Origin of the sequence: Methylorubrum rhodesianum, from assembly GCF_014199985.1 — a bacterium.
Classification (GTDB): Bacteria; Pseudomonadota; Alphaproteobacteria; order Rhizobiales; family Beijerinckiaceae; genus Methylobacterium; species Methylobacterium rhodesianum.
Genome location: NZ_JACHOS010000011.1, coordinates 1 through 23,707, shown reverse-complemented (window position 1 = coordinate 23,707; position 23,707 = coordinate 1). Strand labels below are relative to the sequence as shown.

Below are 23,707 nucleotides of genomic sequence, written 5' to 3'. Positions count from 1 at the left end.
GGCCGCGGTCACGCACGGCCGGCGAGGTCGCGCAGCACCGCCGGGATCAGCTCCGGGATATCCTCCGAGATCAGCCCCGGCCCGAACCGCAGGCCCGCATCGCCGTGCAGCCAGACGGCGGCGCAGGCCGCCTCGAACGGCTCCATGCCCTGCGCCAGCAATCCGGCGACGAGGCCGCCGAGCACGTCGCCGGAGCCGGCGGTTCCGAGATGCGGCGTACCGTGGTCGTTGATCGCCGTGCGGCCGTCGGGAGCGGCGATCACCGTGTCGGCCCCCTTCAGAACCACGACCGCCCCGGCGATCTCCGCCGCCCGCGCCGCGCGCTCGAACTTGCTCAGCCCCTCGGCCACGGCCTCCGTGCCGGAAAACAGCCGCGCGAACTCGCCCTCGTGTGGCGTCAGCACGGCCCGCGCCTCACCGTCCCGGATATGGCGGGCGAGCGTGCGCACTTCGCTGCGGAAGCTCGTGAGCGCGTCGGCATCGAGCACCAGGGCGCGCCCGGCCCCCGCCGCCACCGCGACGAGGTCGCAGGTCGCCGGGCCGGTGCCGAGGCCGGGGCCGAGGAGCAGGGCGTTGAGCCGCTCGTCGGCCAGCATGTCGTCGAGATCGTCGGCATTCTCGCATGCCCGCAGCATGATCGCGGTGAGATGGGCGGCATTCTCCGGGAGCGCCGAGGCGGGCGAGGCCACGGTGACGAGACCCGCGCCGACCCGCAGCGCCCCGCGGGCGGCGAGCCGGGCCGCGCCGGTGCGGTGGGCCGGGCCCGACAGAACGAGGGCGTGGCCGCGGGTGTATTTATGGCTGGCCGCGGTGAGACGCGGCAGGGTCCAGAGGCCGGGCGCATTGCGATACAGCGCGCGCGTCTCCCCGGCGATGCCGGCGGCGAAGGCGGCCTCGCCCGTGCCGATATCGGCGACACGCAGGCCGCCGCAATGCGTCCGGCCGGGCTGCAGCAGATGGCCGGGCTTGAGCGCGACGAAGGTCACCGTCTCGGTCGCCTCGATGGCGACCCCGCGCACCGCGCCGCTGTTCCCGTCGACGCCGCTGGGCACATCGACCGCGAGCACGGGGATGCCGGAGCGGTTGACGGCTTCGACCAGGGCCCGGGCCGCCCCCTCGAGATCGCGGCAGAGGCCGGCGCCGAACAGCGCGTCGATGACGAGGTCGGCCGCCGGCATTCCCGCCGCCGCATCGCCGACCGGACCGGTCCAGGCCTTGGCGGCGAGCGCCGCGTCGCCCTTGAGCCCGGCGCGCTCGCCGAGCAGGCGCAGATCGATGCGGTAGCCGGCTCCGGCCAGCAGGCGGGCGGCGACGAAGCCGTCGCCGCCGTTGTTGCCGGGGCCGCATAGGACGAGCACCCGCCCGCCCTCGGGCGCCAGCGCGCGGGTGCGGTCGGCGACGGCGGCGCCCGCCGCTTCCATCAGGGTCAGGCCTGCCGTCCCCCCGGCGATGGCGGCGGCATCGACCCGGCGCATCGCCTCAACGGTGAGCAGCCGCTCCGCGGCCTTCGGGGATTTTACCGGCTCATGCATGCAACTGGCTCAACGTGTGCCCGAAAATTCATCGATTTTAGCGGAATTGCCTACACATTCCGCTTTGTTTGCATATTTCGTACGCAACTTCCCAGCCCGGTTATCCAAATCGCCGTGGCGGTCGGGCAGCGGCGATGGTACATAAATGGCTGACTGAAGGACCAGGCGGATCGGGCTTTTCCGGATGAAGAAGATCGAGGCGATCATCAAGCCGTTCAAGCTCGACGAGGTGAAGGAAGCCCTCCAGGAGGTCGGCCTCCAGGGCATCACCGTGATCGAGGCGAAGGGCTTCGGCCGGCAGAAGGGCCATACCGAACTCTACCGCGGCGCCGAGTACGTCGTGGATTTCCTGCCCAAGGTGAAGCTGGAGATCGTGCTCTCGGACGCCCTCGTCGAGGGTGCCGTGGAAGCGATCCGCAAGTCGGCCCAGACCGGCCGTATCGGCGACGGCAAGATCTTCGTCTCGACGATCGAGGAGGCTATCCGCATTCGCACCGGCGAGACCGGCTCCGACGCGATCTGATCCCGGCGGCCCGATCTTCCCTGGCCCGCTTCGTGAAGGGCCGGGCTCGTCCGCGCTTGCCGTGAAGCGCCGTAGCCGAGCGACGCCGTGCCCGATCTCGACCGTATCGTCAAAGACATTGCCGAGGAGATGCGGGCGCGGCCCGATCGCGGCACGGTGGCGAGCTACATCCCGGAACTGGCCCGCGTCGATCCGCAGGCCTTCGGCCTCGTGGTGATCGACGGCGATGGTCGCGTCGCGGCCGGGGGCGACGCCGATAGCCCCTTCTCGATCCAGAGCATTTCCAAGGTCTTCACCCTGACGCTGGCGCTCGGCATGGTCGGCGACCGGCTCTGGCGCCGGGTCGGCCGCGAGCCGTCGGGAAGTCCGTTCAACTCGATCGTGCAGCTGGAGCGGGAGAACGGCATCCCGCGCAATCCCTTCATCAACGCGGGCGCCATCGCCGTCACCGACCTGATCCTGTCGGGCCACCAGCCGCGCGAGGCGCTCGGCGAGATCCTGCGTTTCATGCAGTTCGTGGCGCAGGACAACAGCATCGCGATCGACGAGCGGGTGGCCGCCTCGGAGAAGCGGACCGGATTCCGTAACGCGGCGCTGGCCAACTACATGCGCTCCTTCAACGTGATCGAGAATCCGGTCGATTACACGCTGGGCGTCTACTTCCATCATTGCGCCATCGCGATGACCTGCCGCCAGCTCGCGACCGCCGGGCTGTTCCTGGCCTATTCCGGGCACCATCCGCTCGCCGGGCACTCCGTGATCTCGGCCGAGCGGGCGCGGCGCATCAACGCCATCATGCTGACCTGCGGCCACTACGACGGGTCGGGCGACTTCGCCTACCGCGTCGGCCTGCCGGGCAAGAGCGGCGTCGGCGGCGGTATCCTGGCGGTGGCGCCGGGCAAGGCCTCGATCTGCGTCTGGTCGCCGGGGCTGGATGCGGCGGGCAACTCGCATCTCGGGCGCATCGCCCTGGAAATGCTGGTGAAGCGGACCGGGTGGTCGATCTTCGGGGTTTGAGACCTAAAATCCCGTCGTTACAAGGCGGCGCCGAAGCAACTCAGCGCTCCGCCTTCTCTGGAAAATCCGCGCCGCCGGATCGCTTCGTCTGTATTCGCGATGACGGCGCATTGTAAGGTAACAAAAAACCGCTCCCGTCCTTCGACGGGAGCGGCTTGTCTCTAGCCTCGATATCCGGCCTCGAAATCCTTACGCGACGGCCTTCTGCGCGGCTTCGCCCGGGAGCGGAACCTCGGAGATCGTCTTCAGAACCTGCGAGGCGATCTGGTAGGGGTCGCCCATGGAGTTCGGGCGGCGGTCCTCAAGGTAGCCCTTGTAGCCGTTGTTGACGAAGGAGTGCGGCACGCGCACCGAGGCGCCGCGATCGGCCACGCCGTAGGAGAACTTGTTCCACGGCGCCGTCTCGTGCTTGCCGGTCAGGCGCATGTGGTTATCGGGACCGTAGACGGCGATGTGGTCGTCGAGGTTCTTCTCGAACTGAGCCATCACGGACTCGAAATACTCCTTGCCGCCGGTCTCGCGCATGAACGTGGTCGAGAAGTTGCAGTGCATGCCCGAGCCGTTCCAATCGGTGTCCCCGAGCGGCTTGCAGTGATACTCGATGTCGATCTCGTGCTTCTCGCACAGGCGCTGCAGCAGGTAGCGGGCCATCCACATCTCGTCGGCGGCCTTCTTGGAGCCCTTGCCGAAGATCTGGAATTCCCACTGGCCCTTGGCCACTTCGGCATTGATGCCCTCGTGGTTGATGCCGGCGGCGAGGCAGAGGTCGAGGTGCTCCTCGACGATCTGGCGCGCCACGGGGCCGACATTCGAGGCGCCGACGCCGCAATAGTACGGGCCCTGCGGAGCGGGATAGCCGGTCTCGGGGAAGCCGAGCGGACGGCCGTTCTTATAGAGGAAGTATTCCTGCTCGAAGCCGAACCAGGCGCCGGCATCGTCGAGCACGGTGGCGCGCTTGTTCGACGGATGCGGGGTCTTGCCGTCCGGCATCATCACTTCGCACAGCACGAGCACGCCGTTGGTGCGGGTCGGGTCGGGGAAGTGGCGAACGGGCTTCAGCACGCAGTCGGACGAGGAGCCCTCGGCCTGCTGGGTGGAGCTGCCGTCGAAACCCCAGAGCGGGAGCTGCTCGAAGGTCGGGAAGCTGTCGTACTCCTTGATCTGCGTCTTGCCGCGCAGGTTCGGAGTGGGCGTGTAGCCGTCGAGCCAGATGTACTCGAGCTTAAACTTGGTCATTCCGAGTCTCTCGTACCTTGAGGATCCGTGTCCTGACGAAACCTTTTGCGGAACCGGCGCCGTTGAGAGCCTGCCCTCCGGGAGGATCGCGTCCGGCAGGGACCTTCCCCGCCGCATCCGAAACGCCGACCCGCGGAAAGAGCAGGGCGCCAGCCCGACCCCCGAGCGCCCGATTTGTCCGCGGACGCTCCGGGCAGCCCTAAGCACGTGGCATGCCAATCGTCACGGTATCGTTACGCGGGTTCCTGCGGCAAATTCGACCGTTGCGGCGGCGCGTGCGGGAACGAAACCTCTCGAACGTCCCGCGATCACGTGGATTTTTTGCCCTCCGACGGGTGGCAACCGCGAAGCGCCGACGATATCGTCCGCGCCGGCCGGCGAGACCGGCCGGGGGTGCGAGAGGGGGCCGGTGCCCGGATCAGGAACGAAGCCGCGGACGCCGCGCCGCCCCTTCGAGATGTCCCGCTTTCCCGATCAGCCCCTCGCGCCGCAGGAACGGACCGGCTAGACCCGCGCCCGAACCCGGCGGGTGGCCCACCGCCCCGCTCTCAGACTTTGCCGAGGAGACGCACAGCATGACTACGGCCGCCGATGTGCTGAAGGCCATCAAGGACAACGACGTAAAGTACGTCGACTTCCGCTTCACCGACCCGCGCGGGAAGTGGCAGCACGTGACCTTCGACGTCTCCCTGGTCGATGACGAGATCTTCCAGGACGGCACGATGTTCGACGGCTCGTCGATCGCCGGCTGGAAGGCGATCAACGAGTCCGACATGCTGCTGATGCCGGATCCGGCGACCGCCTGCATGGATCCGTTCTTCTCCGCCTCCACCATGTCGATCGTCTGCGACGTGCTGGAGCCGTCGACCGGCGAGCCCTATTCCCGCGATCCGCGCTCGACCGCCAAGCTCGCCGAGGCGTATCTTCGCTCCACCGGCATCGGCGACGACATCTTCGTCGGTCCCGAGGCCGAGTTCTTCGTGTTCGACGACGTGAAGTTCGGCGCCGACCCCTACCACACCGGTTTCCAGCTCGATTCCACCGAGCTTCCGACCAACGGCTTCACCGATTACGAGGGCGGCAACCTCGGCCACCGCATCCAGACCAAGGGCGGCTACTTCCCCGTTCCGCCGCAGGATTCGGCCCAGGACATGCGCGGCGAGATGCTGGCCGCGATGCAGTCGATGGGCGTGAAGGTCGAGAAGCATCACCACGAGGTGGCCTCGGCCCAGCACGAGCTCGGCATGAAGTTCGACAAGCTCACCACGCTTGCCGACCACATGCAGATCTACAAGTACTGCATCCACAACGTCGCGCAGAGCTACGGCAAGTCCGCCACCTTCATGCCGAAGCCCGTCTACGGCGACAACGGCTCCGGCATGCACGTGCACCAGTCGATCTGGAAGGACGGCAAGCCGCTGTTTGCCGGCGACAAGTACGCCGACCTCAGCCAGGAATGCCTGTGGTACATCGGCGGCATCATCAAGCACGCCAAGGCGCTGAACGCCTTCACCAACCCGTCCACCAACTCCTACAAGCGTCTGGTGCCGGGCTACGAGGCGCCGGTGCTGCTGGCCTACTCGGCCCGCAACCGCTCGGCCTCCTGCCGTATCCCGTGGACGACGAACCCGAAGGCCAAGCGCGTCGAGGTCCGCTTCCCCGATCCGATGGCCAACCCCTACCTCGCCTTCTCGGCGCTGCTGATGGCCGGCCTCGACGGCATCATCAACAAGATCGATCCGGGCCCGGCGATGGACAAGGATCTCTATGACCTGCCCCCGCGCGAGCTGAAGAAGATCCCGACCGTCTGTGGCTCTCTGCGTGAGGCGCTGCAGAACCTCGACAAGGACCGCGCCTTCCTCAAGGCCGGCGGCGTGTTCTCGGACGACCAGATCGATTCGTTCATCGAGCTGAAGATGACCGAGGTGCTGCGCTACGAGATGACCCCGCACCCGATCGAGTTCGTGAACTACTACTCGCTGTAAGATTGTCTCGCGCAGCGTACTGCGTCCGGCACCGGGGCCTTCGAGGCTCCGGTGCCTTTTTTATTCGGGGAATGCTTGACGCTGACGGTCGGGGCGGAGCGAGTAGGCTCGTCTGATCGGGAGACCTGCCCATGACCCTCACCATCCCCGTGATCCTCGGTTCCGTGCGCGCGGATCGCGCTGGCATCCGCGCCGCCCGCTTCCTCACGGCGCGGCTCGAAGCCCGCGGCCACGCGGCCCCGCTGGTCGATCCGGTCGAGCTGAAGCTCCCGCTGCTCGACCGGATGTACAAGGAGTATCCCCAGGGCGAGGCGCCCGAGCCGCTGGAGCGGCTGGCGACGCTGTTTCGCGGTGCGGACGCCTTCGTGGTGGTGTCGGCCGAGTACAACCACTCGATCCCGCCCGCGCTCTCGAACACCCTCGACCACTTCCTCGAAGAGTATTTCTGGCGGCCCTCCGCCATCTGCTGCTACTCGGCCGGACAATACGGCGGCGTGCGCGCGGCGATGCAGCTGCGGGCGATGCTGGCCGAACTCGGCACGCCGAGCATTCCCTCGCTCCTGCCGATCCCGCGCGTCCAGAAGGCGCTGAGCGAGGCCGGCGAGCCGGCCGAGGACTGGCTCGGTCGGGCGGCGGGCCGATTCCTCGACGAGCTGACATGGTACGCCGAGGCGTTGAAGGCGCAGCGGGCGGGCGGTACGCCCTACTGAACCTCGCGCGCGGCACTCCGTTTGCTCTCCTCGACGCGGAACAGCCTGAGGACGGGACGCCCATGAACGCGAGTGTGGACAGGGTCAGGGACGCATTGGCCGAGCTGATCAAGGCGGCGCTCGTCTCCGACGACGGCAGGAGCCTCGCCTTCCGGCAGGCGGCGGCGGAGAAGCTGGCGGGGCTCGCCGCCGATCCGCCGCCGGCCGATGCGGTGCGGATCGACGGCGCCTGGACCCTGGCGGTCCGCGCGGCGGAGGCGCCCGAGCTTCAGCCGGAGGAGGGGCAGGTGAACCTGACCTTGCCGCGGATGGCGCCCTTCGCCCTCGAAGATCTGACGAGCCGAGGATTCGACGTGGACACGGCCGTCGAAACGATCCGGAAATCCGCCTCGACCGGCTGAGCAGGGGGCCGAAGCTGTTCACGGACGACGCCGAAACGTTGTCCTGGGCGCTGCGAGAGCCCATCTTCGTCGGACATCGGGACCCATCACGGTCTCTCCGATCATCGAATCTTCAGCGCGTCGAGCCCGTCCGGGCCGGCGCGGCGAGCCCGACTCCTTGGCCAGACGCATCAATCCGAAGGCGGGTGCCCCCGCTCTTCCCTCCCGCGAGCAGATCCTCGCCTTCATCACCGAGACGCCCGGAAAGGTCGGCAAGCGCGAGATCGCCAAAGCCTTCGGGATCTCGGGCGCCGACAAGATCGGTCTCAAGGCGATCCTGAAGGAGATCGAGGCCGACGGCGCGCTCGACCGCGACCGCGGCGGGTTCCGCAAGGGCGGCAGCCTGCCGCCCGTCGTTCTCGCCGACATCGTCTCGCGCGACCGCGATGGCGACCTGATCGCGCGCCCGGCGCAGTGGGAGGGCGGGGGCGAGGCGCCGAAAATCGCCGTCGAGGTGCCCCGTGCCGGCCGCAAGGGCAACCGCCCGGCGCCCGGCCTCGGCGACCGGGCGCTGATCCGCGTCGCACCCGATCCGGAGGCGCCGGGCCGCTATACCGGCCGGGTCATCAAGGTGATCGGCAAGAACCGTGCGGAAGTGATCGGCGTCTATCGCGCCGGGCGCGACGGCGGGCGCCTGCTCCCCGTCGAGAAGAAGTCGCAGGGGCGCGAGATCGCGATCCCCGCCGGCGAGGAGGGCGAGGCGCGCGACGGCGATCTCGTCAGCGTCGCGGTCGAGCGCGAGACCCGCTTCGGCCTGCCCCGCGGGCGGGTGACGGAACGGCTCGGCACGCTCGGCTCCGAGAAGGCGGTGAGCCTGATCGCGCTGCACCTCCACAACATCCCGCACGTCTTCCCCGCCGCGGTTCTCGCGGAGGCCGATGCGGCCAAGGGCGCGACGCGGCGCGGCCGCGAGGATTGGCGCGAGGCGCCGCTCGTCACCATCGACCCGCCCGATGCCAAGGATCACGACGACGCGGTGATGGCGCAACCCGATCCCGATCCGGCCAATGAAGGCGGCTTCGTGGTCACCGTCGCGATCGCGGACGTGGCGGCCTATGTCCGGCCGGACTCGGCCCTCGACCGGGAGGCGCTTCTGCGGGGCAACTCGGTCTACTTCCCCGACCGGGTGGTACCGATGCTGCCCGAACGGATCTCGAACGATCTCTGTTCGCTCCGCGAGGGCGAGGACCGTCCGGCGCTCGCCGTGCGCATGATCATCGGCGCCGACGGGGTGAAGCGGAGCCACAGCTTCCACCGCATCCTGATGCGCTCGCACGCCAAGCTCGCCTACGCGCAGGCCCAAGCCGCGATCGACGGCCGGCCGGACGAGAAGTCGGGCCCGGTTCTGGAGACGGCGCTCCGCCCTCTCTACGCGGCCTACGAGGCGATGAAGCGGGCCCGCGACGCCCGCGGTCCCCTCGCCCTCGACCTGCCCGAGCGCAAGGTGCTCCTCAACGCGGAAGGGGGCGTGGACCGGGTGATCGTGCCGGAGCGGCTGGAGGCGCACCGGCTGATCGAGGAGTTCATGATCCAGGCCAACGTCGCGGCGGCCGAGACCCTGGAGAAGGCGGGTTCGCCGCTGATCTACCGCGTCCACGACGAGCCGGCCCTGGAGAAGATGCGCGCGCTCGCCGAAGTGCTCGCCTCGGTCGGCATCAAGATGACGAAGGCCGGGGCGCTGCGGCCCGACCTGTTCAACCGCATCCTCGCTCAGGTGGCCGAGAGCGAGCACGCCCCCTTCATCAACGAGGTGGTGCTGCGTTCGCAGGCACAAGCGGTCTATGCCGCACAGAATTTAGGCCATTTCGGCCTGAACCTGCGCCGTTACGCGCACTTCACCTCACCTATCCGCCGCTATGCCGATCTCATCGTCCATCGCGCCCTCGTCCGTGCCTGCGGATTGGGCAAGGACGGTCTTCCGGGTGACATCACGCCTGGCATGCTCGATGCGGTCTCCGAGCAGATCTCCGCGGCCGAGCGCCGGGCAATGGCGGCGGAGCGCGAGACCATCGACCGGCTGATCGCCGGCTACCTCGCCGACCGGGTCGGCGCGACCTTCTCGGGGCGGATCTCCGGGGTGACGCGCTCCGGGCTGTTCGTGAAGCTCGACGAGACCGGTGCGGACGGCTTCGTGCCGGTCTCCACCATCGGCCACGAATATTACCGCCACGACGAGGCCCTGCACGCCCTCGTCGGCGACCGCAGCGGCGAGACCTACCGCCTCGGCGACACCGTCGAGGTCCGTCTCGTGGAAGCGGCGGCGGTGGCCGGGGCGCTGCGCTTCGAGATCCTCTCGGAAGGGCGCAGCCGCACCGGAGCGAGGGGAGGCGGGATCAAGCGGAGCGGGTTCAAGGCGAGGCCGGGCAAGGCCGGCGCCAAGGCCAAGGGCAAGACTACACCGGGCAAGACTACACCGGGCAAGACTACACCGGGCAAGACTACACCGGGCAAGACTACACCGGGCAAGACCACGCCCGGCAAGCCGCGCCCGGGCAAGGGATCGGCGTCCGAGGGCGATGCGGCGCGGCGCCACCGCGGCTCGCGCCGCTGAGCGGGAGGAGCTAGAGTCGGGCTATGGAAACCTACCTCTCCCCTCCGGCGCCGTCTCCCCAGGAGCGGACGCGGCTGGTCCCGGCCATGGCGCGCGGCTTCCTCAACCGCTGCCCGCATTGCGGCGAGGGCCACATGTTCGGGCGCTTCCTCAAGGTGCGGCCGGCCTGCGAGTCCTGCGGCCTGGAGATGGAGGGCCACCGGGCCGACGACCTGCCGCCCTATCTCGTCATCTTCCTCGTGGGCCACATCGTCGGCTACCTCGTGCTCGAGGTCGAGATGGGCTACGACGTGCCGCTCGGGATCTCGCTCACCGTCTGGCCGCTGCTGACCCTCGTTCTCGCGCTGGGGCTTCTTCAGCCGGTCAAGGGCGCGGTGATCGGCCTGCAATACACGTTCGGCATGCACGGCTTCGGCAAGGCGCCGCCCGCGCGCGGCGGGACCGGCACGGGGGAGAGACGCGGCGGTGACGCAGGAAGCGACGCGGGAAGCACGGCAGGCGGCGCTCCTGAACTCGGATCGGCTTGACCCGGACGGGCGCGATCCATCCGCCGCGGCGGCCCCGCCGCCACGCCTGCGGCCGCGCGATGCCGCGACCCTGATCGTCCTCGACCGGTCGCGGAAGCGGTTGAAGGTGCTGATGGGCCGGCGCCATGCCGGCCTCGCCTTCATGGGTGGCAAGTTCGTGTTCCCCGGAGGGCGGATCGAAGCGTCCGACCGGCAGATGCCGGTGGCCGGCGCCCTGTCGCAGCGGACCGACGACGCCCTGCGCGCCAAGCTGCCCCGCGCGCCCCATCATCTCGGCCGCTCGCTCGCCCTCGCGGCGATCCGCGAGACCTACGAGGAGACCGGCCTTCTCATCGGCACCCGCGATTACGGCCCGCCGGAAACGGCGCCGGAAGGCGCGTGGCGGGCGTTCCACGAGGAGGGGGTGATGCCCGACCTCGAAGCCCTGCATCTCGTGGCACGGGCGATCACGCCGCCCAAGCGCGTGCGGCGCTTCGATACCCGCTTCTTCGCCGTCGATCGGAGGGCGGTGGCCGCCGAGCGGCCCGGTATCGTCGGGCCGGATGCCGAACTCACCGAGTTGGCCTGGGTCGATCTGGCCGCGGCGCGCAAGCTCGATCTGCCGCGCATCACCCGCGTGATCCTCGACGATCTGGAGGCGGCGGCGGAAGCCGGCTTTCCGCCCTACCGACCGATCCCGTTCTACTTCGAGCGCCGCGGCAAGGGGCTCCGCGAGGAGATCTGAACGGGACGGCTCCAGCACCCTCGGCGGTATCGGCAGGCCGCGAAATGCACCAATTGATCGTGCGCAACATAACAGGGGTTTCTTAAGGCGGACGAGACATCTTGAGGCGCCTGCCGGAGCCCGATTGCTGATGCTTGCCGCCTTTCGCCGCTCCGACGCCGCGTCCGTCTTCGACGCCCTGAACCGCTCGCAGGCCGTCATCACCTTCGCCGTCGACGGAACGGTGCTCGACGCGAACGACAACTTCCTCAAGCTGATGGGCTACGAGCTCGCCGAGGTGCGCGGGCGGCATCACCGGCTGTTCGTCGACCCTCAGGAGGCCGACAGCGCCGAGTACGAGGCATTCTGGCAGAGCCTGCGGCGCGGCGAAATCCAGACGGCGGCCTACGGTCGTCTCGCCAAGGACGGGCGCAAGGTCTGGATCCGGGCCAGCTACAACCCCGTCCTCGACGCCGCCGGCCGTGTCCGGAAGATCGTCAAATTCGCCCTCGACGTGACGACCGAGCGCCTCGCCGCCGCCGAGACGGCCGGTCAGATCGCCGCGATCGGCCGCTCGCAGGCGGTCATCCAGTTCGACCTCGACGGGACGGTGCGCAGCGCCAACGCCAACTTCCTCGACGCTCTCGGCTACGCCGCGCACGAGGTGGAGGGACGCCATCACAGCCTGTTCGTCAGAGCGGAGGAGGCGGCGTCCGCCGAGTACCGCGCCTTCTGGGAGGCTCTCGCCCGCGGCGAGTACCGGGCCGGCGAGTTCCGGCGTGTCGGCAAGGACGGACGGGACGTCTGGATTCAGGCGACCTACAACCCGATCCTCGATCCCTCCGGGCGCCCCTTCAAGGTCGTGAAGTACGCCTCCGACATCACGGCGGCGAAGCGCGCCGCCGCCGACATGGCAGGGAAGGTCGAGGCGGCCCGCCGCTCGCAGGCCGTCATCGAGTTCGACATGGACGGCACCGTCCTCGATGCCAACGACAATTTCCTGGATGCGCTGGGCTACACCCTTCCCGAGGTGCAGGGCCGGCACCACCGGATGTTCGTCACGCCCGATTACGCCGCGAGCCCGGCCTATGCTCAGTTCTGGGCGACGCTGCGGGCGGGACAGTTCGCCTCGGCCGTGTACCAGCGCGTGGGCAAGAACGGCCGCGAGGTCTGGATCCAGGCCTCCTACAACCCGGTTCTCGACGCGGCCGGGCGCCCGTTCAAGGTCGTCAAGTACGCCTTCGACATCAGCCAGAGCATGGCGGTGCGCGCCAGCGCCCTCGCCATGGCCGAGCAGACGCTGGGCCGGGTGCGGGCGGTGGCGGGAGCGTCCGAGGAAATGCACCGGATCTCGGCCTCGATCGCCGAGCAGATGAACCGCTCGCACGAGGCGGTCGGAGACATCCAGGCTCGGATGAGCGCCGCCGGTGCGCTCTCGACCAAGCTCGACGACGCGGCCGCCGCCATGACCGGCGTGGTCGAGGTCATCACCGGCATCGCCGAGCAGATCAACCTGCTCGCCCTCAACGCAACGATCGAGGCGGCCCGCGCGGGCGTGGCCGGCCGCGGCTTCGCCGTCGTCGCCACCGAGGTGAAGAGTCTCGCCGAGCAGGCGCGCTCGGCCACCGCCCGCATCACCGGCGAGATCGGCGCCATGCAGGCCGTCTCCCGGGACGTCGGCACGGCCCTGGCTTCCACCGCCGCCGTGGTCGACACGGTGCAGGGCTTCATCGCGCAGACGACGGCGGACAGTGGCCGGCAGCGCGCGACCACCGGTCAGGTCAACACCGACATGCAGGCCACCGCCGCAAGCGTGGCGGAGTTCGCGAGCCGCCTCGACGCCTGGAATGTCGGCCTGGAGGAACGGCGCGGCGAGGGGCGACACCGAACGGCGCTGTCCGGTCACGTCACCTTCGTGCCGACGCGTGGGCGAAGGGCAGGCGAGCCTCAGAGCCTGCCCTGCACGGTCCTCAACCTCTCGGAGGGCGGTGCCAAGCTGGCGATCGAGGCGGCGGACCTGCCGGAGACCTTCACCCTCCATATCGACGGCGAACCGTCCCGGCGCTGCCGGGTGGCGCGTCGCGCCGCTGACGGGATCGGCGTTCAGTTCGTCTGATCCGAAAGCCCCATCACCCGCGGGCGTCGGAGATCAGCGCGGCCAGACCTTCGCGATAGGTCGGGAAGGCAAGCCGCACGCCCAACTCCTCGCGGATCAGCCGGTTTCGCACCCGCTTGTTCTCGCCGTAGAAGCTGCGGGCCATCGGGCTGAGGTCGGCGGTCTCGAAATCGATCTCCGGCGGCAGCGGCAATCCGGTGAGCGCCGCCGCGTGCTCGGTCACCGTCTGCGGCGGCGCCGGCTCGTCGTCGGTGACGTTGTAGACCGCGCCCGGCCGCGGGCGCTCGATCGAGGCGGCGAGCGTCGCGGCGATGTCATCCACGTGGATGCGATTGAACACTTGGCCCGGCTTGACGATGCGCTGGGTGCGTCCCTCGCGCAGCTTCACGATCGGGTTGCGGCCGGGGCCGTAGATCCCCGACAGGCGAAACACCTGTACCGGCTTTCCGGTCTCGGCCCCGAGCGCGAGCCAAGCATTTTCCACGGCGAGGCGGTCGCGCGAGCGCGCGCTTTTCGGCGCGGCCGGCGTCGTCTCATCGATCCAGGCACCGCCGTGATCGCCGTAGACGCCGATGGTCGAGAGGTAGCCGATCCAACGGATCCTGCTCTCTGCGATCGCCTCCCGGTGTCGGGCGAGCACCGTGTCGCCGTCCCGGCCGGGCGGAGCGGAGATCAGCAGCACATCGGTATCGGCCAGCTCTTCGGCGATGCGGGGATCGTCGGCTTCCGGCCCGAAGGCGCGGACAGTGAAGCCGGTCTCGGCTGCGAGGCTTTTCGCCCGTTCGGGCTCGGTCACCGTCGCCCGCACTGCGCCGAAGCGGGCCCGTTCGCGCTCGGCGAAATGCCGGGCGGAGAAGCCGAGGCCGAAGACGAACAGGTTCATGCGGTGTCAGGTCTCCCGAGGGCGATCCGCTTCCATAGGAAGGCCGGCGGCGGCGCGCCACTCCTCCCTCACATGCGCCTCGGTCTCCCCGCGTCCATGGGCGTCGAACAGATCGTGCAGCCTCGCCCGGCCGAGAAGCCGCCCGCACGCCCAGACCGCGGCGCCCCGCACCACCGGATCCGGATCGGTCAAGCTCACCACCGCCTGTTCGGCCAGCCCGGCATCGCCCGAGTTGCCGATGGCGATCAGGACGTTGCGCAGGAAGCGGTCGCGGCCGGTGCGCTTGATCGGCGTGCCGGAAAACCGCGCCCGGAACCCCGCTTCGTCGAGGCGGGCGAGTTCGGCGAGCGGCGGTGCCGCGAGATCCTCGCGGGTGGCCAGGCGCGTCTCCCGCGCCGCGCCCGCGAACTTGTTCCACGGGCAGACCGCGAGGCAGTCGTCGCAGCCGAAGACGCGGTTGCCGATGCTCTCGCGGAACTCCCGCGGGATCGGACCGTGATGCTCGATGGTCAGATACGCGATGCAGCGGCGCGCATCGAGCCGGTAGGGGGCCGGGAAGGCGTCCGTCGGACAGATGTCGAGGCAACGGCGGCAGGAGCCGCAATGGTCGGTCTCGGGTGCGTCGGGCTCCAGTTCCGCGCGGGAAAAGATCGCGCCGAGCATCAGCCAGTTGCCGTGCTCGCGCGAGATCAGCACCGTGTGCTTGCCCTGCCAGCCGAGCCCGGCCGCTTGCGCCAGCGGCTTCTCCATCACGGGGGCGGTATCGACGAAGACCTTTACCGGCTCCCCCGACTTCGCGGCGAGGAAGCCGCCGAGTTCCTTCAGCTTGCCCTTGATCACGTCGTGATAGTCGCGCCGCTGCGCGTAGGCCGCGATGGCGCCGCGATCGGTCAGCCGGACGAGGTCGAGGGGATCGTGCTGAGGCGTGGCATTCATGCCGAGCATGATGATGCTGCGGGTTTCCTCCCACAGGGCCGAGGGTGCGGCGCGCTGCTCGGCGCGATCCTCCATCCAGCCCATCGTGCCGTGGTGCCCGGCCGCGAGCCAGGCGGGCAGCCGCTCGCGCAGGGCGGGCACGGCGTCGGGACGGGTCACGCGGACGGCTTCGAAGCCGAGATGGCGCGCGCGCGCCTCGACGGTCTCGCGCAGGGAGCGGCCCGCGAGAAGGGCCTTCCCGGATTTCAGAAATCCAGGTCCGCGTAATGCGCGGCCGGCGGCATCCCCGGCGCCCGGTCGGCCAGGAGCGCGCGGAAGGAGGGGCGCGACTTCAGACGCGCGTACCAGTCCTTCGCCATCTCGTCCTCGTCCCATGGCACGTCGCCGAGATAGTCCACGCAGGAAAGATGGGCGGCCGCCGCGAGGTCGGCATAGGTCAGATCGTTGCCGGCGAGCCAGCGGCGCTGCCCGATCAGGTAACCGACATATTGGAGGTGATAGCGCACGTTGGTGCGCGCCGCACGAATGGCATTCATGTCCGGAGGGCCGCCCCCTGCGGCGGACGACATGAAGCGCTTGTCGATCTTCTCGGTGACGAGATACTCGGTCACCTCGCTGTTGAACTTGACGAGAAACCAGTCGAGCAGGCGCCTCACCTCCACCCGCGCCGTGGTGGTGTCCGGCAGAAGACGCCGTCCGGCAAGCCCGAGCCCCCGCGTCTCATCGAGATATTCCGCGATCACCCCCGCTCCGGGGATGGCGAGCCCGGTCTGCTCCACCAGCACCGGCGTGGTGCCGGCCGGGTTGATCACGAGGAAGTCGCGGCGGCGCTCCCAGGCCCTTTCCTCGACGAGGGTCGGCTCCATGCCCATCTCGGCCAGGACGAGGCGGATGAAGCGCGAGTTCGGGCAGAAGGGAGAATGATAGAGCGTCGCCATCGAGGCCGTGGTTCAGCGGAAAGAAGGCAGTGCCCTGGGCAGACCGTGTCGCACCGGCGAAATTGGGGCGACGCGCCAGGATTATTTCTCCATCGTTGCCACCTCATTAACAAACGCGCCGCAACTCGGTAACCGCCCGTCAACCCTGCCGCCGCAAAGCTGCCGCATCGCCGTCGTCTGCCGCGCTCCGCATCTGCCGGGACATCGGCGTGGGGAACAGCAGGCTCATGGATCTCGTCCTGATCGCGAAGGCGCTCGTGCTCGCCGTGGTGGAGGGTGCCACCGAGTTCATCCCGGTCTCCTCGACCGGGCATCAACTCCTCATCGGGCACTTCATCGGCTTCCACTCGCCCAACAACACCTTCGAGGTGCTGATCCAGCTGGGCGCGATCCTGGCCATCCTGTACGCCTATTTCGGCAAGCTCTGGAGCATCGCCACGGCGCTGCCGAACGATCCGCGGGCGCGCCGCTTCGTGCTCGCCGTGCTGATCGCCTTCCTGCCCGCGGCGATCATCGGCGGCCTGTTCTCGAAATACATCAAGTTCTACCTGTTCAACCCCTGGATCGTCTGCGCCACGCTGGTAGCCGGCGGCCTCGTGCTGCTCGTGATCGACGACACCGTGGGCGAGCCGAAGGCCGCGCCGCATGACGGGCCGACCGAGCATCCGCGCAAGACCGACGTGTTCGAGTTCAGCCTGCCGATGGCGCTGAAGATCGGCCTGTTCCAGTGCATCGCCATGATCCCCGGCGTGTCGCGCTCCGGCGCCACCATCGTCGGCGCGATGCTGATGGGGGCGAGCAAGCGCTCGGCCACCGAGTTCTCGTTCTATCTCGCCATGCCGACCATGGCCGGCGCCTTCGCCAAGGACCTGCTCGACAACTACAAGAACCTCTCCTCCAACGACGCGCTGCTGATCGTCATCGGCTTCGTCGCCGCCTTCATCTCGGCGCTGATCGTCGTGCGCACGGTGCTCGACTACGTCTCTCGCCACGGCTTCTGGCTGTTCGCCTGGTGGCGCATCATCGTCGGCTCGCTGGGCTTCGCTGGACTGATTATTTTTGGCTGAACCTTCAGGATTTTGAACGAGGCAGGCGCGGCAACCCGGACTAAAGTCGGTTGTCGCCCGCCCGCGCCCCGTGCGAGGGATTGCGGCCAAGTCGCCGCTCGCTCAAGAAGCGGCGAGAAAACGCTCAGAACGTCAAGGTCTCGCCCAAGATGGAAGATCGTCCGCTCGCCGAGTTGTTCGAGCCTGCGACCCGCGAGCGCTGGCGCAGCGCCGTCGAGGCCGCGCTGAAGGGGGGCGATTTCGAGAAGCGCCTCGTCTCGAAGACCGCCGACGGCCTGCGCATCGAGCCGCTCTACGAGCCGGCCGCGGGGGTGACGCAGCCCGTGCGGGCACCCGGGCCCTGGCGCCTGGCGCAGCGCATCGACCACCCGGACGCGGAGAAGGCCGCGGCGCAGGCGCTGACCGACCTCGAGGGCGGCGCCGACGCGCTGGTGCTCGTCCATCGCGATGCGCCCGCCGCCCGCGGCTTCGGTCTCGACCTCTCCTCGCTCGACGCTCTCGACGCGGCGCTGAAGGGGGTGATGCTGCCGCTGATCGCCCTGAGGCTCGACGCGGGCGCGGCTGGATTCGAGACGGCCGCCCTGCTCAAGCAATTGGTCGAGCGCCGCGGTGACGATCCTGCCGCCCTCGACCTCGATCTCGGGCTCGACCCCCTCGGCGCCCGCGCGGCCACAGGCCGGCTCGAACAGGGGTGGGAGGCGCGCCTCTCCGAGACCGTCACGAGCTTCGCCGGATATCGCGGGCGCGTGGCTCTGGCCGATGCCCGGCCCTACCACGAGGCCGGAGCGAGCGAGGTGCAGGAACTCGCGGCCGTGCTGGCCACGGCGGTCGCCTACCTGCGGGCGCTGGAAGCCGGCGGCCACGATCTGGAGCGCGCCCACGACGCGATCGCGGTCCTCCTCGTGGCGGATGCCGACGAGTTCATGACCATCGCCAAATTCCGGGCGATCCGGCGGCTCTGGGCGCGAGTGGAGCAGGCCTGCGGCCTGGAGCCGAAGCCGCTGCGGGTTCTGGCCGAGACCGCGTGGCGCATGATGACCCGCCGCGATCCCTTCGTGAACATCCTGCGTACCACGATGGCCTCGGCGTCGGCCGGCCTCGGTGGGGCGGATTCGGTCACCGCTCTGCCCTACACGCAGGCGCTCGGCTTGCCCGACGCCTTCGCCCGCCGCGTGGTTCGCAACAGCCAGATCGTGCTGATCGAGGAGTCGAACCTCGCCAAGGTGTCCGATCCGGCGGCCGGCGCGGGCGGTTTCGAGGCGCTCACCGCCGAACTGAGCGAGAAGGCTTGGGGCCTCTTCCAGGAGATCGAACGCGAGGGCGGCCTCGCAACGAGCCTCGATTCCGGCGCCCTCGCGGGCCGGATCGCGGCGGTGGCGCAGTTGCGGGCGAAGGCGGTGGCGACCCGCAAGGAGCCGCTGACCGGCGCCAGCGAATTTCCGTTCCTCGCCGAGAAACCGGTGGCGGTGCTCGACGTGGCACCGGCGGAGACCGTTCGTTCGCAGGGGGGCTTGCCCTCGCAGCGCCTCGCCGAGCCCTACGAGGCCCTGCGCGACGCCTCCGACGCGACCCTGGCGCGGATCGGCAAGCGTCCCGCGGTGTTTCTCGCCAATCTCGGCCCGGTGGCGGTTCACAATGCCCGCTCGACCTTCGCCGCCAATGCCTTCGCCGCGGGCGGTATCGAGGCGATCGGCAATGACGGTTTCTCCGATGCCGGCGCTCTGGCCGAGGCCTTCAAGGCGTCGGGTGCGCGTCTCGCCTGCCTGTGCTCGTCCGACACCGTCTACCAGACCGAGGCCGTGCCCGCCGCCGAGGCGCTGAAGGCGGCCGGTGCCGGCACGATCTATCTCGCCGGCAAGCCCGCCGAGGCGGATGCCCTGCGCCAGGCGGGCGTCCACGGCTTCCTGTTCGCCGGCTGCGACCTGCTGGCGCTCCTGCGGGAGGCCGCCGAGTGGGCGGAGCGCTGACACTCAAGGCGGTGTGAGCAACCTTGACACTGCGGGATGCGAGACAATCTTCCGGCTGAAGCGGGCCCGCGCGGCCCCACAGTCAAAGCCGGATTTCAACCTCATGCGTCTGCCGATTTTCGCCGTCGCTACTGTCACCATCGTCGCGCTGGGCGTCGGGACAGCGGAGGCGGCCAAGCGGAAGGTACAGGTCCCGAACCGGTACGACGGCCGCTGGAGCATCGAAGTGCTCACCCTCGATGGACCCTGCGACCGCGCCTATCGCTACGGTGTCCAGATCCAGCGGGGTGAGGCGGTCTACGGAGGCGGCGAGGTCGACATCAGCGGTCGTGTTGCGGCGAACGGAACGGTGCGCGGCACCATCTCCCGGGGCGGGAACGCGGCGCAGGTGTCCGGACGGTTGTCCGCCAACGGCACCGGAGCCGGCCGCTGGTCGACGCTCGGCGACGGCCCGATCAGCTGCAGCGGAAGCTGGAACGCGATGCGACGCGGCTGAGTCCGCTTTGGTGGCCCGGCGATACCCTCAGAGCGCCTAAGCCATCCGGCCTGTGGCGGCCGGGCGACAGATCGGCACTCGCTCCGCGCCGCACCATGCGAAACCTGTTTTCGCCCTAGATCCGGCGTGATCTTGGGCGAACAGTGCGGGCGTTCGATACCCGTTCGAGGCGCCCCCATGACCGCCGTGATGAGAGCCTTGCCGTTTCTCGGTCTCGCCTTCGTCGTGCTCAGTTCCGCGGCCGAGGCGCGCCCGGCACGGCAGCATGTTCCCGGTTCCGAGCACGCGGTCCTGGCGCCGCTCGAGGAGGCGGCAACGGCCTGCTTCGCCGAGACGGTGATCGCCAATCCCAAGGCCATGCGGCTCGCGCGCGACGGGCGCTGGTACGAGGCTGCCGGCGTGACCGGCTTCCTGTGCCGCCCCGAGGTCGATCGCATGGCGGTCGCGCACGACCGCATTTACGGCCGCGGCACCGGTGAACGTTACTTCAAGGGCGCCTACGCCCGACATCTCGACAAGCAACTCGCCGCCCGTCTCCAGCCGCTGCTGGAGCCGAAGGCCGTCGCGAGCGCCGAGCCGCCGGCCGCCGAGAAGGCCAACCTCGGCGACGCCGCCACGGAGTCGGCGGCGGGCGGTGCGGATCAATGAATGGCTGAAGCCGGATCCGTCTAGCGGATCCGCCGCCAAGTTTGCCGCTTGCACAGCACGCTGAGCACGCAGCCCGCGACTTCGATCGTGTCGGGACCCTTCGGAGCCACGCTACCCGCATAGGTCTTTCCGTCGTTCGGATTGTAGAGGCTGCCCTCGAAGCCCGCACCGCTCGGTGTGCCGGCCTGCATGATCTGGACGCCGACGATTTTGCGTGTGCGCAGCGCCGGATCAGGGTTCTTGGCATCGACGCCCGGCCCGGCCGTCGCCGCGATCGTCCCGCAATAGCCGTTGCCGCAGCGGACGATGCGCACCGTCGAACCCGCCGTCTCGGTCTGCCAAAGGCCGGACAGGTCGGAGGTTTTCTGCGCCAGCGCGCTTCCGCCGGATGCCAGGAACAGCAGCCCGAAGGCCGCCATGCGGAACATCGGATCGCGAGGCCTGTTGGCGCACGACGTCGTCATTTCGTCTTCCTCCTCGCCGGTCGTGATCGCCGGCTCGCGACAGCGGTAGTGAGACGGCCACGCTACCGCAAGGTGCGGGGGCGGCGGTGTTTGACAATGCGGCCTTGACTTCACCCCATTCGCGCGGCCTACGGCCCGGGGCGATCCGACACGGACGAGTCAGGAGCGGCGGATGCAGGTGATCGAGACGGAGATCCCGGCGGTGAAGCGGGTGATCCCGAAGCGCCACGGCGATGATCGCGGCTGGTTCTCGGAGGTCTACCGCGCCGACCTGCTGGCCGAGCGCGGCATCGCCAACGCCTTCGTCCAGGACAACCAGTCCTTCTCCGCACCCCCCGGGACGATCCGCGGCCTGCACTTCCAGGTCGCACCCAACGCCCAGGCCAAGCTGATCCGCGTGCTGGCTGGCGCGATCCTCGATGTGGCCGTCGATCTCCGCTCGGACTCGCCCACCTATGGTCGCCACGTCGCCGTGCGGCTCGACGCGGCGCGCGGCGAGCAGCTCTTCGTGCCCGCCGGCTTCGCCCACGGCTTCTGCACCCTGGAGCCGAACACCATGGTCGCCTACAAGGTGGACGCCTATTACAGCCCCGCCGACGACCGGAATCTGCGCTGGAACGATCCGGCGATCGGCATCGAGTGGCCGGTGGCGGAGGCCGACGCGATCCTCTCGGGCAAGGACAAGGCCGCACCGCTTCTGGCCGATCTCGGGCGGGTCTTCTGAGCCGAGATACCGGATGCGTCCAACCGCAAGGGTTGGTATCGAACCGAACGGGGCCGCGATGCAGCCGGGCGTGATCCTCGGATGCCTCGCGTGAACGAAGCGACGGAGTTGAGATCGATGCGGATTCTGGTGACGGGCGGCTGCGGCTTCATCGGCTCCGCCCTCGTGCTGCATCTGGTGCAGGATCTCGGCCACGAGGTGCTCACCCTCGACGCCCTGACCTACGCCGCCAACCCGATCTCGCTCCAGCCGCTGGCGGACGATCCGCGCCACCGCCTGGAACAGGCCGACATCTGCGATCCGGCCCGCGTCCACGCGCTCTACGCCGCGTTCCGGCCCGACGCGGTGATGCATCTGGCCGCCGAGAGCCATGTCGACCGCTCGATCACCGATCCGGGTGCCTTCGTGCGCACCAACGTCATCGGCACCCAGGTCATGCTCGACGGCGCCCGCACCCACTGGGAGAGCCTGTCCGACGTGGCGAAGGCGAACTTCCGCTTCCTCCACGTCTCGACCGACGAGGTCTACGGCTCGCTGCCGCCGGACGCCTTCTTCACCGAGGAGAGCCGCTACGACCCGCGCTCGCCCTACTCGGCGTCGAAGGCGGCTTCCGATCACCTCGCCCGCGCCTGGCACGAGACCTACGGCCTGCCGGTGCTGGTGACGAACTGCTCCAACAATTACGGGCCGCGCCACTTCCCGGAAAAGCTGATCCCGCTGATGATCCTGGCGGCGCTGGAGGGCAAGCCGCTGCCGGTCTACGGCGACGGGATGAACGAGCGCGACTGGATCCATGTCGAGGACCATGCCCGCGGCCTCGTCGCGGTGCTGGAGCGCGGCCGGATCGGCGAGACCTACCTGCTCGGCGGGCGCTCGGTGCGCAACAATCTCGAGGTGGTGAAGGCGCTCTGCGCCGCCTTCGATCGCCTGCGCCCCGAGAACGGCCCGCACGATCGCCTGATCACCTTCGTCGCCGACCGGCCCGGCCACGACCGGCGCTACGCCATCGATCCGAGCAAGGCCGAGGCCGAGGTCGGCTGGCGGCCGACCAAGGTGTTCGAGCAGGCGCTGGAAGAGACCGTGCGCTGGTACCTCGACAACGAGGCGTGGTGGCGCCCGATCCGCGAGGGCCGCTATTCCGGCGAGCGGCTCGGCCTCGCGGGCAAGAGCGCGTGAGGGGCGCGTGAGAGCGATGGACATCCTGATCCTCGGCGGGGCCGGGCAGGTCGGCACGGAGCTTCAGGCCTTTTCCTGGCCCGAGGGGGTGCGGGTCCACGCCCCCGACCGCCGGAGCCTCGACGTCACCGACGAGGCCGCCATTGCCGCGGCGTTCGACGCGCGCGCCTACGCGGCGGTGATCAACACGGCCGCCTACACCGCCGTCGATAAGGCCGAGAGCGAAGTTGCCACCGCGTGGCGCCTCAACGCGCTGGCCTCGGCCCTCCTCGCCGCCGAGACGAAGCGGCGCGCCATCCCCCTCGTCCACGTCTCGACCGACTACGTCTTCGACGGGGCGGGCGACGGCTTCTACGCCCCCGATGCCCCGGTGAACCCGCAGAGCGTCTACGGCGCCAGCAAGGCGGCCGGCGAGATGGCGGTGCGCAGCGCGAACCCGCGCCACGCGATCGTGCGCACCGCCTGGGTGGTGAGCCCGCACCGGGGCAACTTCGTCAAGACGATGCTGCGGCTCGCAGGAGAGCGGGAGAAGCTCACCGTCGTGGACGACCAGTACGGCTGCCCCACCTCGGCCGCCGACCTCGCCGCAACCCTCGCCACCATCGCCCTGCAGATGGCGGGCGACGAGCGGGCGCCCACCGGTACCTTTCACTGCGTCAACGACGGCGCGACGACGTGGTGCGACTTCGCCCGCGCCATCGTCGCGGGCGCGGCCCGGCGCGGCGGACGCAGCGTTGCGGTCGAGGGCATCCCGACCGCCGCCTACCCGACGCCGGCGAAGCGCCCGGCCAATTCCCGTCTCTCGACCCAGAGCCTGAGCGACGCCTTTGGCCTCGCGCCGCGGCCCTGGGAGGCGGCGCTCGACGACATCCTCGACCGGCTGATCGGGCCGGTTCGCTCCAACTGATCGGGACGGGTTCGTATGAAGGGCATCGTGCTCGCCGGCGGCTCCGGCACCAGGCTCCACCCGGCCACGCTGGCGATCAACAAGCAGCTGCTGCCGGTCTACGACAAGCCGATGATCTACTACCCGATCTCGGTGCTGATGCTGGCCGGCATCCGCGAGAT

23 protein-coding genes are annotated in these 23,707 nt (G+C 69.4%); 17 read left to right on the top strand and 6 right to left on the bottom strand.

The genetic code is table 11. The annotated features are described in order from the left end of the window. Nucleotides 1–8 precede the first annotated feature (8 nt). The gene (locus tag HNR01_RS16515) at nucleotides 9–1,532 is read right to left on the bottom strand and encodes an NAD(P)H-hydrate dehydratase (RefSeq protein WP_183668693.1); all 1,524 of its coding nucleotides are present in this window, start codon (nucleotides 1,530–1,532) and stop codon (nucleotides 9–11) included. A 184-nt stretch (nucleotides 1,533–1,716) separates the two neighbouring features. On the opposite strand from HNR01_RS16515, the gene HNR01_RS16510 reads away from it, so the two are divergent. Then, nucleotides 1,717–2,055 (top strand): P-II family nitrogen regulator, encoded by a 339-nt coding sequence (locus HNR01_RS16510; RefSeq protein ID WP_009866062.1) that lies wholly within the window; start codon nucleotides 1,717–1,719, stop codon nucleotides 2,053–2,055. 87 nt (nucleotides 2,056–2,142) lie between these two features. After that, nucleotides 2,143–3,072 carry a glutaminase gene (locus tag HNR01_RS16505; RefSeq protein ID WP_017485702.1) on the top strand — a complete coding sequence of 310 codons (930 nt, stop codon included), beginning with the start codon at nucleotides 2,143–2,145 and terminating at the stop codon, nucleotides 3,070–3,072. Nucleotides 3,073–3,261: 189 nt separating this feature from the next. Here HNR01_RS16505 and HNR01_RS16500 read toward each other — a convergent pair whose 3' ends face one another. Then, nucleotides 3,262–4,308, bottom strand: coding sequence for a glutamine synthetase beta-grasp domain-containing protein (locus HNR01_RS16500; protein ID WP_017485703.1), 1,047 nt, complete (start codon nucleotides 4,306–4,308; stop codon nucleotides 3,262–3,264). 575 nt (nucleotides 4,309–4,883) lie between these two features. Between HNR01_RS16500 and glnA the strand changes: the two genes are divergently transcribed. From glnA to HNR01_RS16465, 7 genes are all read left to right on the top strand, one after another. Then, a complete protein-coding gene (gene glnA, locus HNR01_RS16495; protein ID WP_153875157.1) occupies nucleotides 4,884–6,293 on the top strand; it encodes a type I glutamate--ammonia ligase in 1,410 nt (469 codons plus the stop codon). Nucleotides 6,294–6,424: 131 nt separating this feature from the next. Further along, nucleotides 6,425–7,003, top strand: a complete 579-nt coding sequence (locus HNR01_RS16490; RefSeq protein ID WP_183668691.1) for an NADPH-dependent FMN reductase — start codon at nucleotides 6,425–6,427, stop codon at nucleotides 7,001–7,003. 62 nt (nucleotides 7,004–7,065) lie between these two features. Then, nucleotides 7,066–7,404 carry a hypothetical protein gene (locus tag HNR01_RS16485; protein ID WP_183668689.1) on the top strand — a complete coding sequence of 113 codons (339 nt, stop codon included), beginning with the start codon at nucleotides 7,066–7,068 and terminating at the stop codon, nucleotides 7,402–7,404. 157 nt (nucleotides 7,405–7,561) lie between these two features. After that, nucleotides 7,562–9,994 (top strand): ribonuclease R, encoded by a 2,433-nt coding sequence (rnr, locus tag HNR01_RS16480; RefSeq protein ID WP_183668687.1) that lies wholly within the window; start codon nucleotides 7,562–7,564, stop codon nucleotides 9,992–9,994. 23 nt (nucleotides 9,995–10,017) lie between these two features. Beyond that, entirely contained in the window at nucleotides 10,018–10,521 is a 504-nt protein-coding gene (locus HNR01_RS16475; RefSeq protein ID WP_183668685.1) for a DUF983 domain-containing protein, read from the top strand. Continuing rightward, a complete protein-coding gene (locus tag HNR01_RS16470; protein WP_183668907.1) occupies nucleotides 10,502–11,245 on the top strand; it encodes an NUDIX hydrolase in 744 nt (247 codons plus the stop codon). Before HNR01_RS16475 ends, HNR01_RS16470 begins: the two co-directional genes overlap by 20 nt. A gap of 130 nt (nucleotides 11,246–11,375) precedes the next feature. After that, nucleotides 11,376–13,340, top strand: coding sequence for a methyl-accepting chemotaxis protein (locus HNR01_RS16465; RefSeq protein WP_183668683.1), 1,965 nt, complete (start codon nucleotides 11,376–11,378; stop codon nucleotides 13,338–13,340). A 13-nt stretch (nucleotides 13,341–13,353) separates the two neighbouring features. Here the strand turns inward: HNR01_RS16465 and HNR01_RS16460 are convergent, their stop codons facing one another. Genes HNR01_RS16460 through HNR01_RS16450 form a run of 3 tightly spaced genes read right to left on the bottom strand, consistent with a single transcriptional unit; the run spans nucleotide 13,354 to nucleotide 16,097 of the window. Continuing rightward, the gene (locus tag HNR01_RS16460; RefSeq protein WP_183668681.1) at nucleotides 13,354–14,223 is read right to left on the bottom strand and encodes an SDR family oxidoreductase; all 870 of its coding nucleotides are present in this window, start codon (nucleotides 14,221–14,223) and stop codon (nucleotides 13,354–13,356) included. Nucleotides 14,224–14,229: 6 nt separating this feature from the next. Beyond that, the gene (gene queG, locus HNR01_RS16455; RefSeq protein WP_183668905.1) at nucleotides 14,230–15,372 is read right to left on the bottom strand and encodes a tRNA epoxyqueuosine(34) reductase QueG; all 1,143 of its coding nucleotides are present in this window, start codon (nucleotides 15,370–15,372) and stop codon (nucleotides 14,230–14,232) included. Between the two features lie 32 nt (nucleotides 15,373–15,404). Further along, on the bottom strand, nucleotides 15,405–16,097 hold the full coding sequence (locus HNR01_RS16450) for a glutathione S-transferase family protein (RefSeq protein ID WP_153875150.1): 693 nt from the start codon (nucleotides 16,095–16,097) through the stop codon (nucleotides 15,405–15,407). A gap of 227 nt (nucleotides 16,098–16,324) precedes the next feature. Here HNR01_RS16450 and HNR01_RS16445 point away from each other — a divergent pair, with 227 nt between their 5' ends. The 4 genes from HNR01_RS16445 to HNR01_RS16430 all read left to right on the top strand — a co-directional run bounded on the left by HNR01_RS16445 (nucleotide 16,325) and on the right by HNR01_RS16430 (nucleotide 20,275). Continuing rightward, the gene (locus tag HNR01_RS16445; RefSeq protein WP_153875149.1) at nucleotides 16,325–17,164 is read left to right on the top strand and encodes an undecaprenyl-diphosphate phosphatase; all 840 of its coding nucleotides are present in this window, start codon (nucleotides 16,325–16,327) and stop codon (nucleotides 17,162–17,164) included. A 149-nt stretch (nucleotides 17,165–17,313) separates the two neighbouring features. Next, the gene (locus HNR01_RS16440; RefSeq protein ID WP_183668679.1) at nucleotides 17,314–19,131 is read left to right on the top strand and encodes a methylmalonyl-CoA mutase subunit beta; all 1,818 of its coding nucleotides are present in this window, start codon (nucleotides 17,314–17,316) and stop codon (nucleotides 19,129–19,131) included. 103 nt (nucleotides 19,132–19,234) lie between these two features. Beyond that, complete coding sequence (locus tag HNR01_RS16435) at nucleotides 19,235–19,627, top strand: hypothetical protein (RefSeq protein WP_017485717.1); 393 nt, start codon at nucleotides 19,235–19,237, stop codon at nucleotides 19,625–19,627. 177 nt (nucleotides 19,628–19,804) lie between these two features. Continuing rightward, a complete protein-coding gene (locus HNR01_RS16430; RefSeq protein ID WP_183668677.1) occupies nucleotides 19,805–20,275 on the top strand; it encodes a hypothetical protein in 471 nt (156 codons plus the stop codon). Nucleotides 20,276–20,295: 20 nt separating this feature from the next. Here the strand turns inward: HNR01_RS16430 and HNR01_RS16425 are convergent, their stop codons facing one another. Then, nucleotides 20,296–20,739, bottom strand: a complete 444-nt coding sequence (locus HNR01_RS16425) for a DUF2147 domain-containing protein (RefSeq protein WP_183668675.1) — start codon at nucleotides 20,737–20,739, stop codon at nucleotides 20,296–20,298. Nucleotides 20,740–20,911: 172 nt separating this feature from the next. On the opposite strand from HNR01_RS16425, the gene rfbC reads away from it, so the two are divergent. The 4 genes from rfbC to HNR01_RS16405 all read left to right on the top strand — a co-directional run. Then, nucleotides 20,912–21,463 carry a dTDP-4-dehydrorhamnose 3,5-epimerase gene (gene rfbC, locus HNR01_RS16420; protein WP_183668673.1) on the top strand — a complete coding sequence of 184 codons (552 nt, stop codon included), beginning with the start codon at nucleotides 20,912–20,914 and terminating at the stop codon, nucleotides 21,461–21,463. A gap of 117 nt (nucleotides 21,464–21,580) precedes the next feature. Beyond that, nucleotides 21,581–22,639, top strand: a complete 1,059-nt coding sequence (gene rfbB, locus HNR01_RS16415) for a dTDP-glucose 4,6-dehydratase (protein WP_183668671.1) — start codon at nucleotides 21,581–21,583, stop codon at nucleotides 22,637–22,639. 16 nt (nucleotides 22,640–22,655) lie between these two features. After that, nucleotides 22,656–23,546 carry a dTDP-4-dehydrorhamnose reductase gene (rfbD, locus tag HNR01_RS16410; protein ID WP_183668903.1) on the top strand — a complete coding sequence of 297 codons (891 nt, stop codon included), beginning with the start codon at nucleotides 22,656–22,658 and terminating at the stop codon, nucleotides 23,544–23,546. A gap of 15 nt (nucleotides 23,547–23,561) precedes the next feature. Then, nucleotides 23,562–23,707 (top strand): sugar phosphate nucleotidyltransferase (locus HNR01_RS16405; RefSeq protein WP_246417539.1); only part of this gene is annotated, 146 nt, incomplete at its 3' end.

Excerpts from the sequence above, each read along its gene's own strand:
- HNR01_RS16515 (WP_183668693.1), bottom strand. The coding sequence starts at position 1,532 with ATGCATGAGCCGGTAAAATCCCCGAAGGCCGCGGAGCGGCTGCTCACC.
- HNR01_RS16510 (WP_009866062.1), top strand. The coding sequence starts at position 1,717 with ATGAAGAAGATCGAGGCGATCATCAAGCCGTTCAAGCTCGACGAGGTG.
- HNR01_RS16500 (WP_017485703.1), bottom strand. The coding sequence starts at position 4,308 with ATGACCAAGTTTAAGCTCGAGTACATCTGGCTCGACGGCTACACGCCC.
- glnA (WP_153875157.1), top strand. The coding sequence starts at position 4,884 with ATGACTACGGCCGCCGATGTGCTGAAGGCCATCAAGGACAACGACGTA.
- HNR01_RS16490 (WP_183668691.1), top strand. The coding sequence starts at position 6,425 with ATGACCCTCACCATCCCCGTGATCCTCGGTTCCGTGCGCGCGGATCGC.
- HNR01_RS16485 (WP_183668689.1), top strand. The coding sequence starts at position 7,066 with ATGAACGCGAGTGTGGACAGGGTCAGGGACGCATTGGCCGAGCTGATC.
- HNR01_RS16475 (WP_183668685.1), top strand. The coding sequence starts at position 10,018 with ATGGAAACCTACCTCTCCCCTCCGGCGCCGTCTCCCCAGGAGCGGACG.
- HNR01_RS16465 (WP_183668683.1), top strand. The coding sequence starts at position 11,376 with ATGCTTGCCGCCTTTCGCCGCTCCGACGCCGCGTCCGTCTTCGACGCC.
- HNR01_RS16460 (WP_183668681.1), bottom strand. The coding sequence starts at position 14,223 with ATGAACCTGTTCGTCTTCGGCCTCGGCTTCTCCGCCCGGCATTTCGCC.
- HNR01_RS16450 (WP_153875150.1), bottom strand. The coding sequence starts at position 16,097 with ATGGCGACGCTCTATCATTCTCCCTTCTGCCCGAACTCGCGCTTCATC.
- HNR01_RS16445 (WP_153875149.1), top strand. The coding sequence starts at position 16,325 with ATGGATCTCGTCCTGATCGCGAAGGCGCTCGTGCTCGCCGTGGTGGAG.
- HNR01_RS16440 (WP_183668679.1), top strand. The coding sequence starts at position 17,314 with ATGGAAGATCGTCCGCTCGCCGAGTTGTTCGAGCCTGCGACCCGCGAG.
- HNR01_RS16435 (WP_017485717.1), top strand. The coding sequence starts at position 19,235 with ATGCGTCTGCCGATTTTCGCCGTCGCTACTGTCACCATCGTCGCGCTG.
- HNR01_RS16430 (WP_183668677.1), top strand. The coding sequence starts at position 19,805 with ATGACCGCCGTGATGAGAGCCTTGCCGTTTCTCGGTCTCGCCTTCGTC.
- HNR01_RS16425 (WP_183668675.1), bottom strand. The coding sequence starts at position 20,739 with ATGACGACGTCGTGCGCCAACAGGCCTCGCGATCCGATGTTCCGCATG.
- rfbC (WP_183668673.1), top strand. The coding sequence starts at position 20,912 with ATGCAGGTGATCGAGACGGAGATCCCGGCGGTGAAGCGGGTGATCCCG.
- rfbB (WP_183668671.1), top strand. The coding sequence starts at position 21,581 with ATGCGGATTCTGGTGACGGGCGGCTGCGGCTTCATCGGCTCCGCCCTC.
- rfbD (WP_183668903.1), top strand. The coding sequence starts at position 22,656 with ATGGACATCCTGATCCTCGGCGGGGCCGGGCAGGTCGGCACGGAGCTT.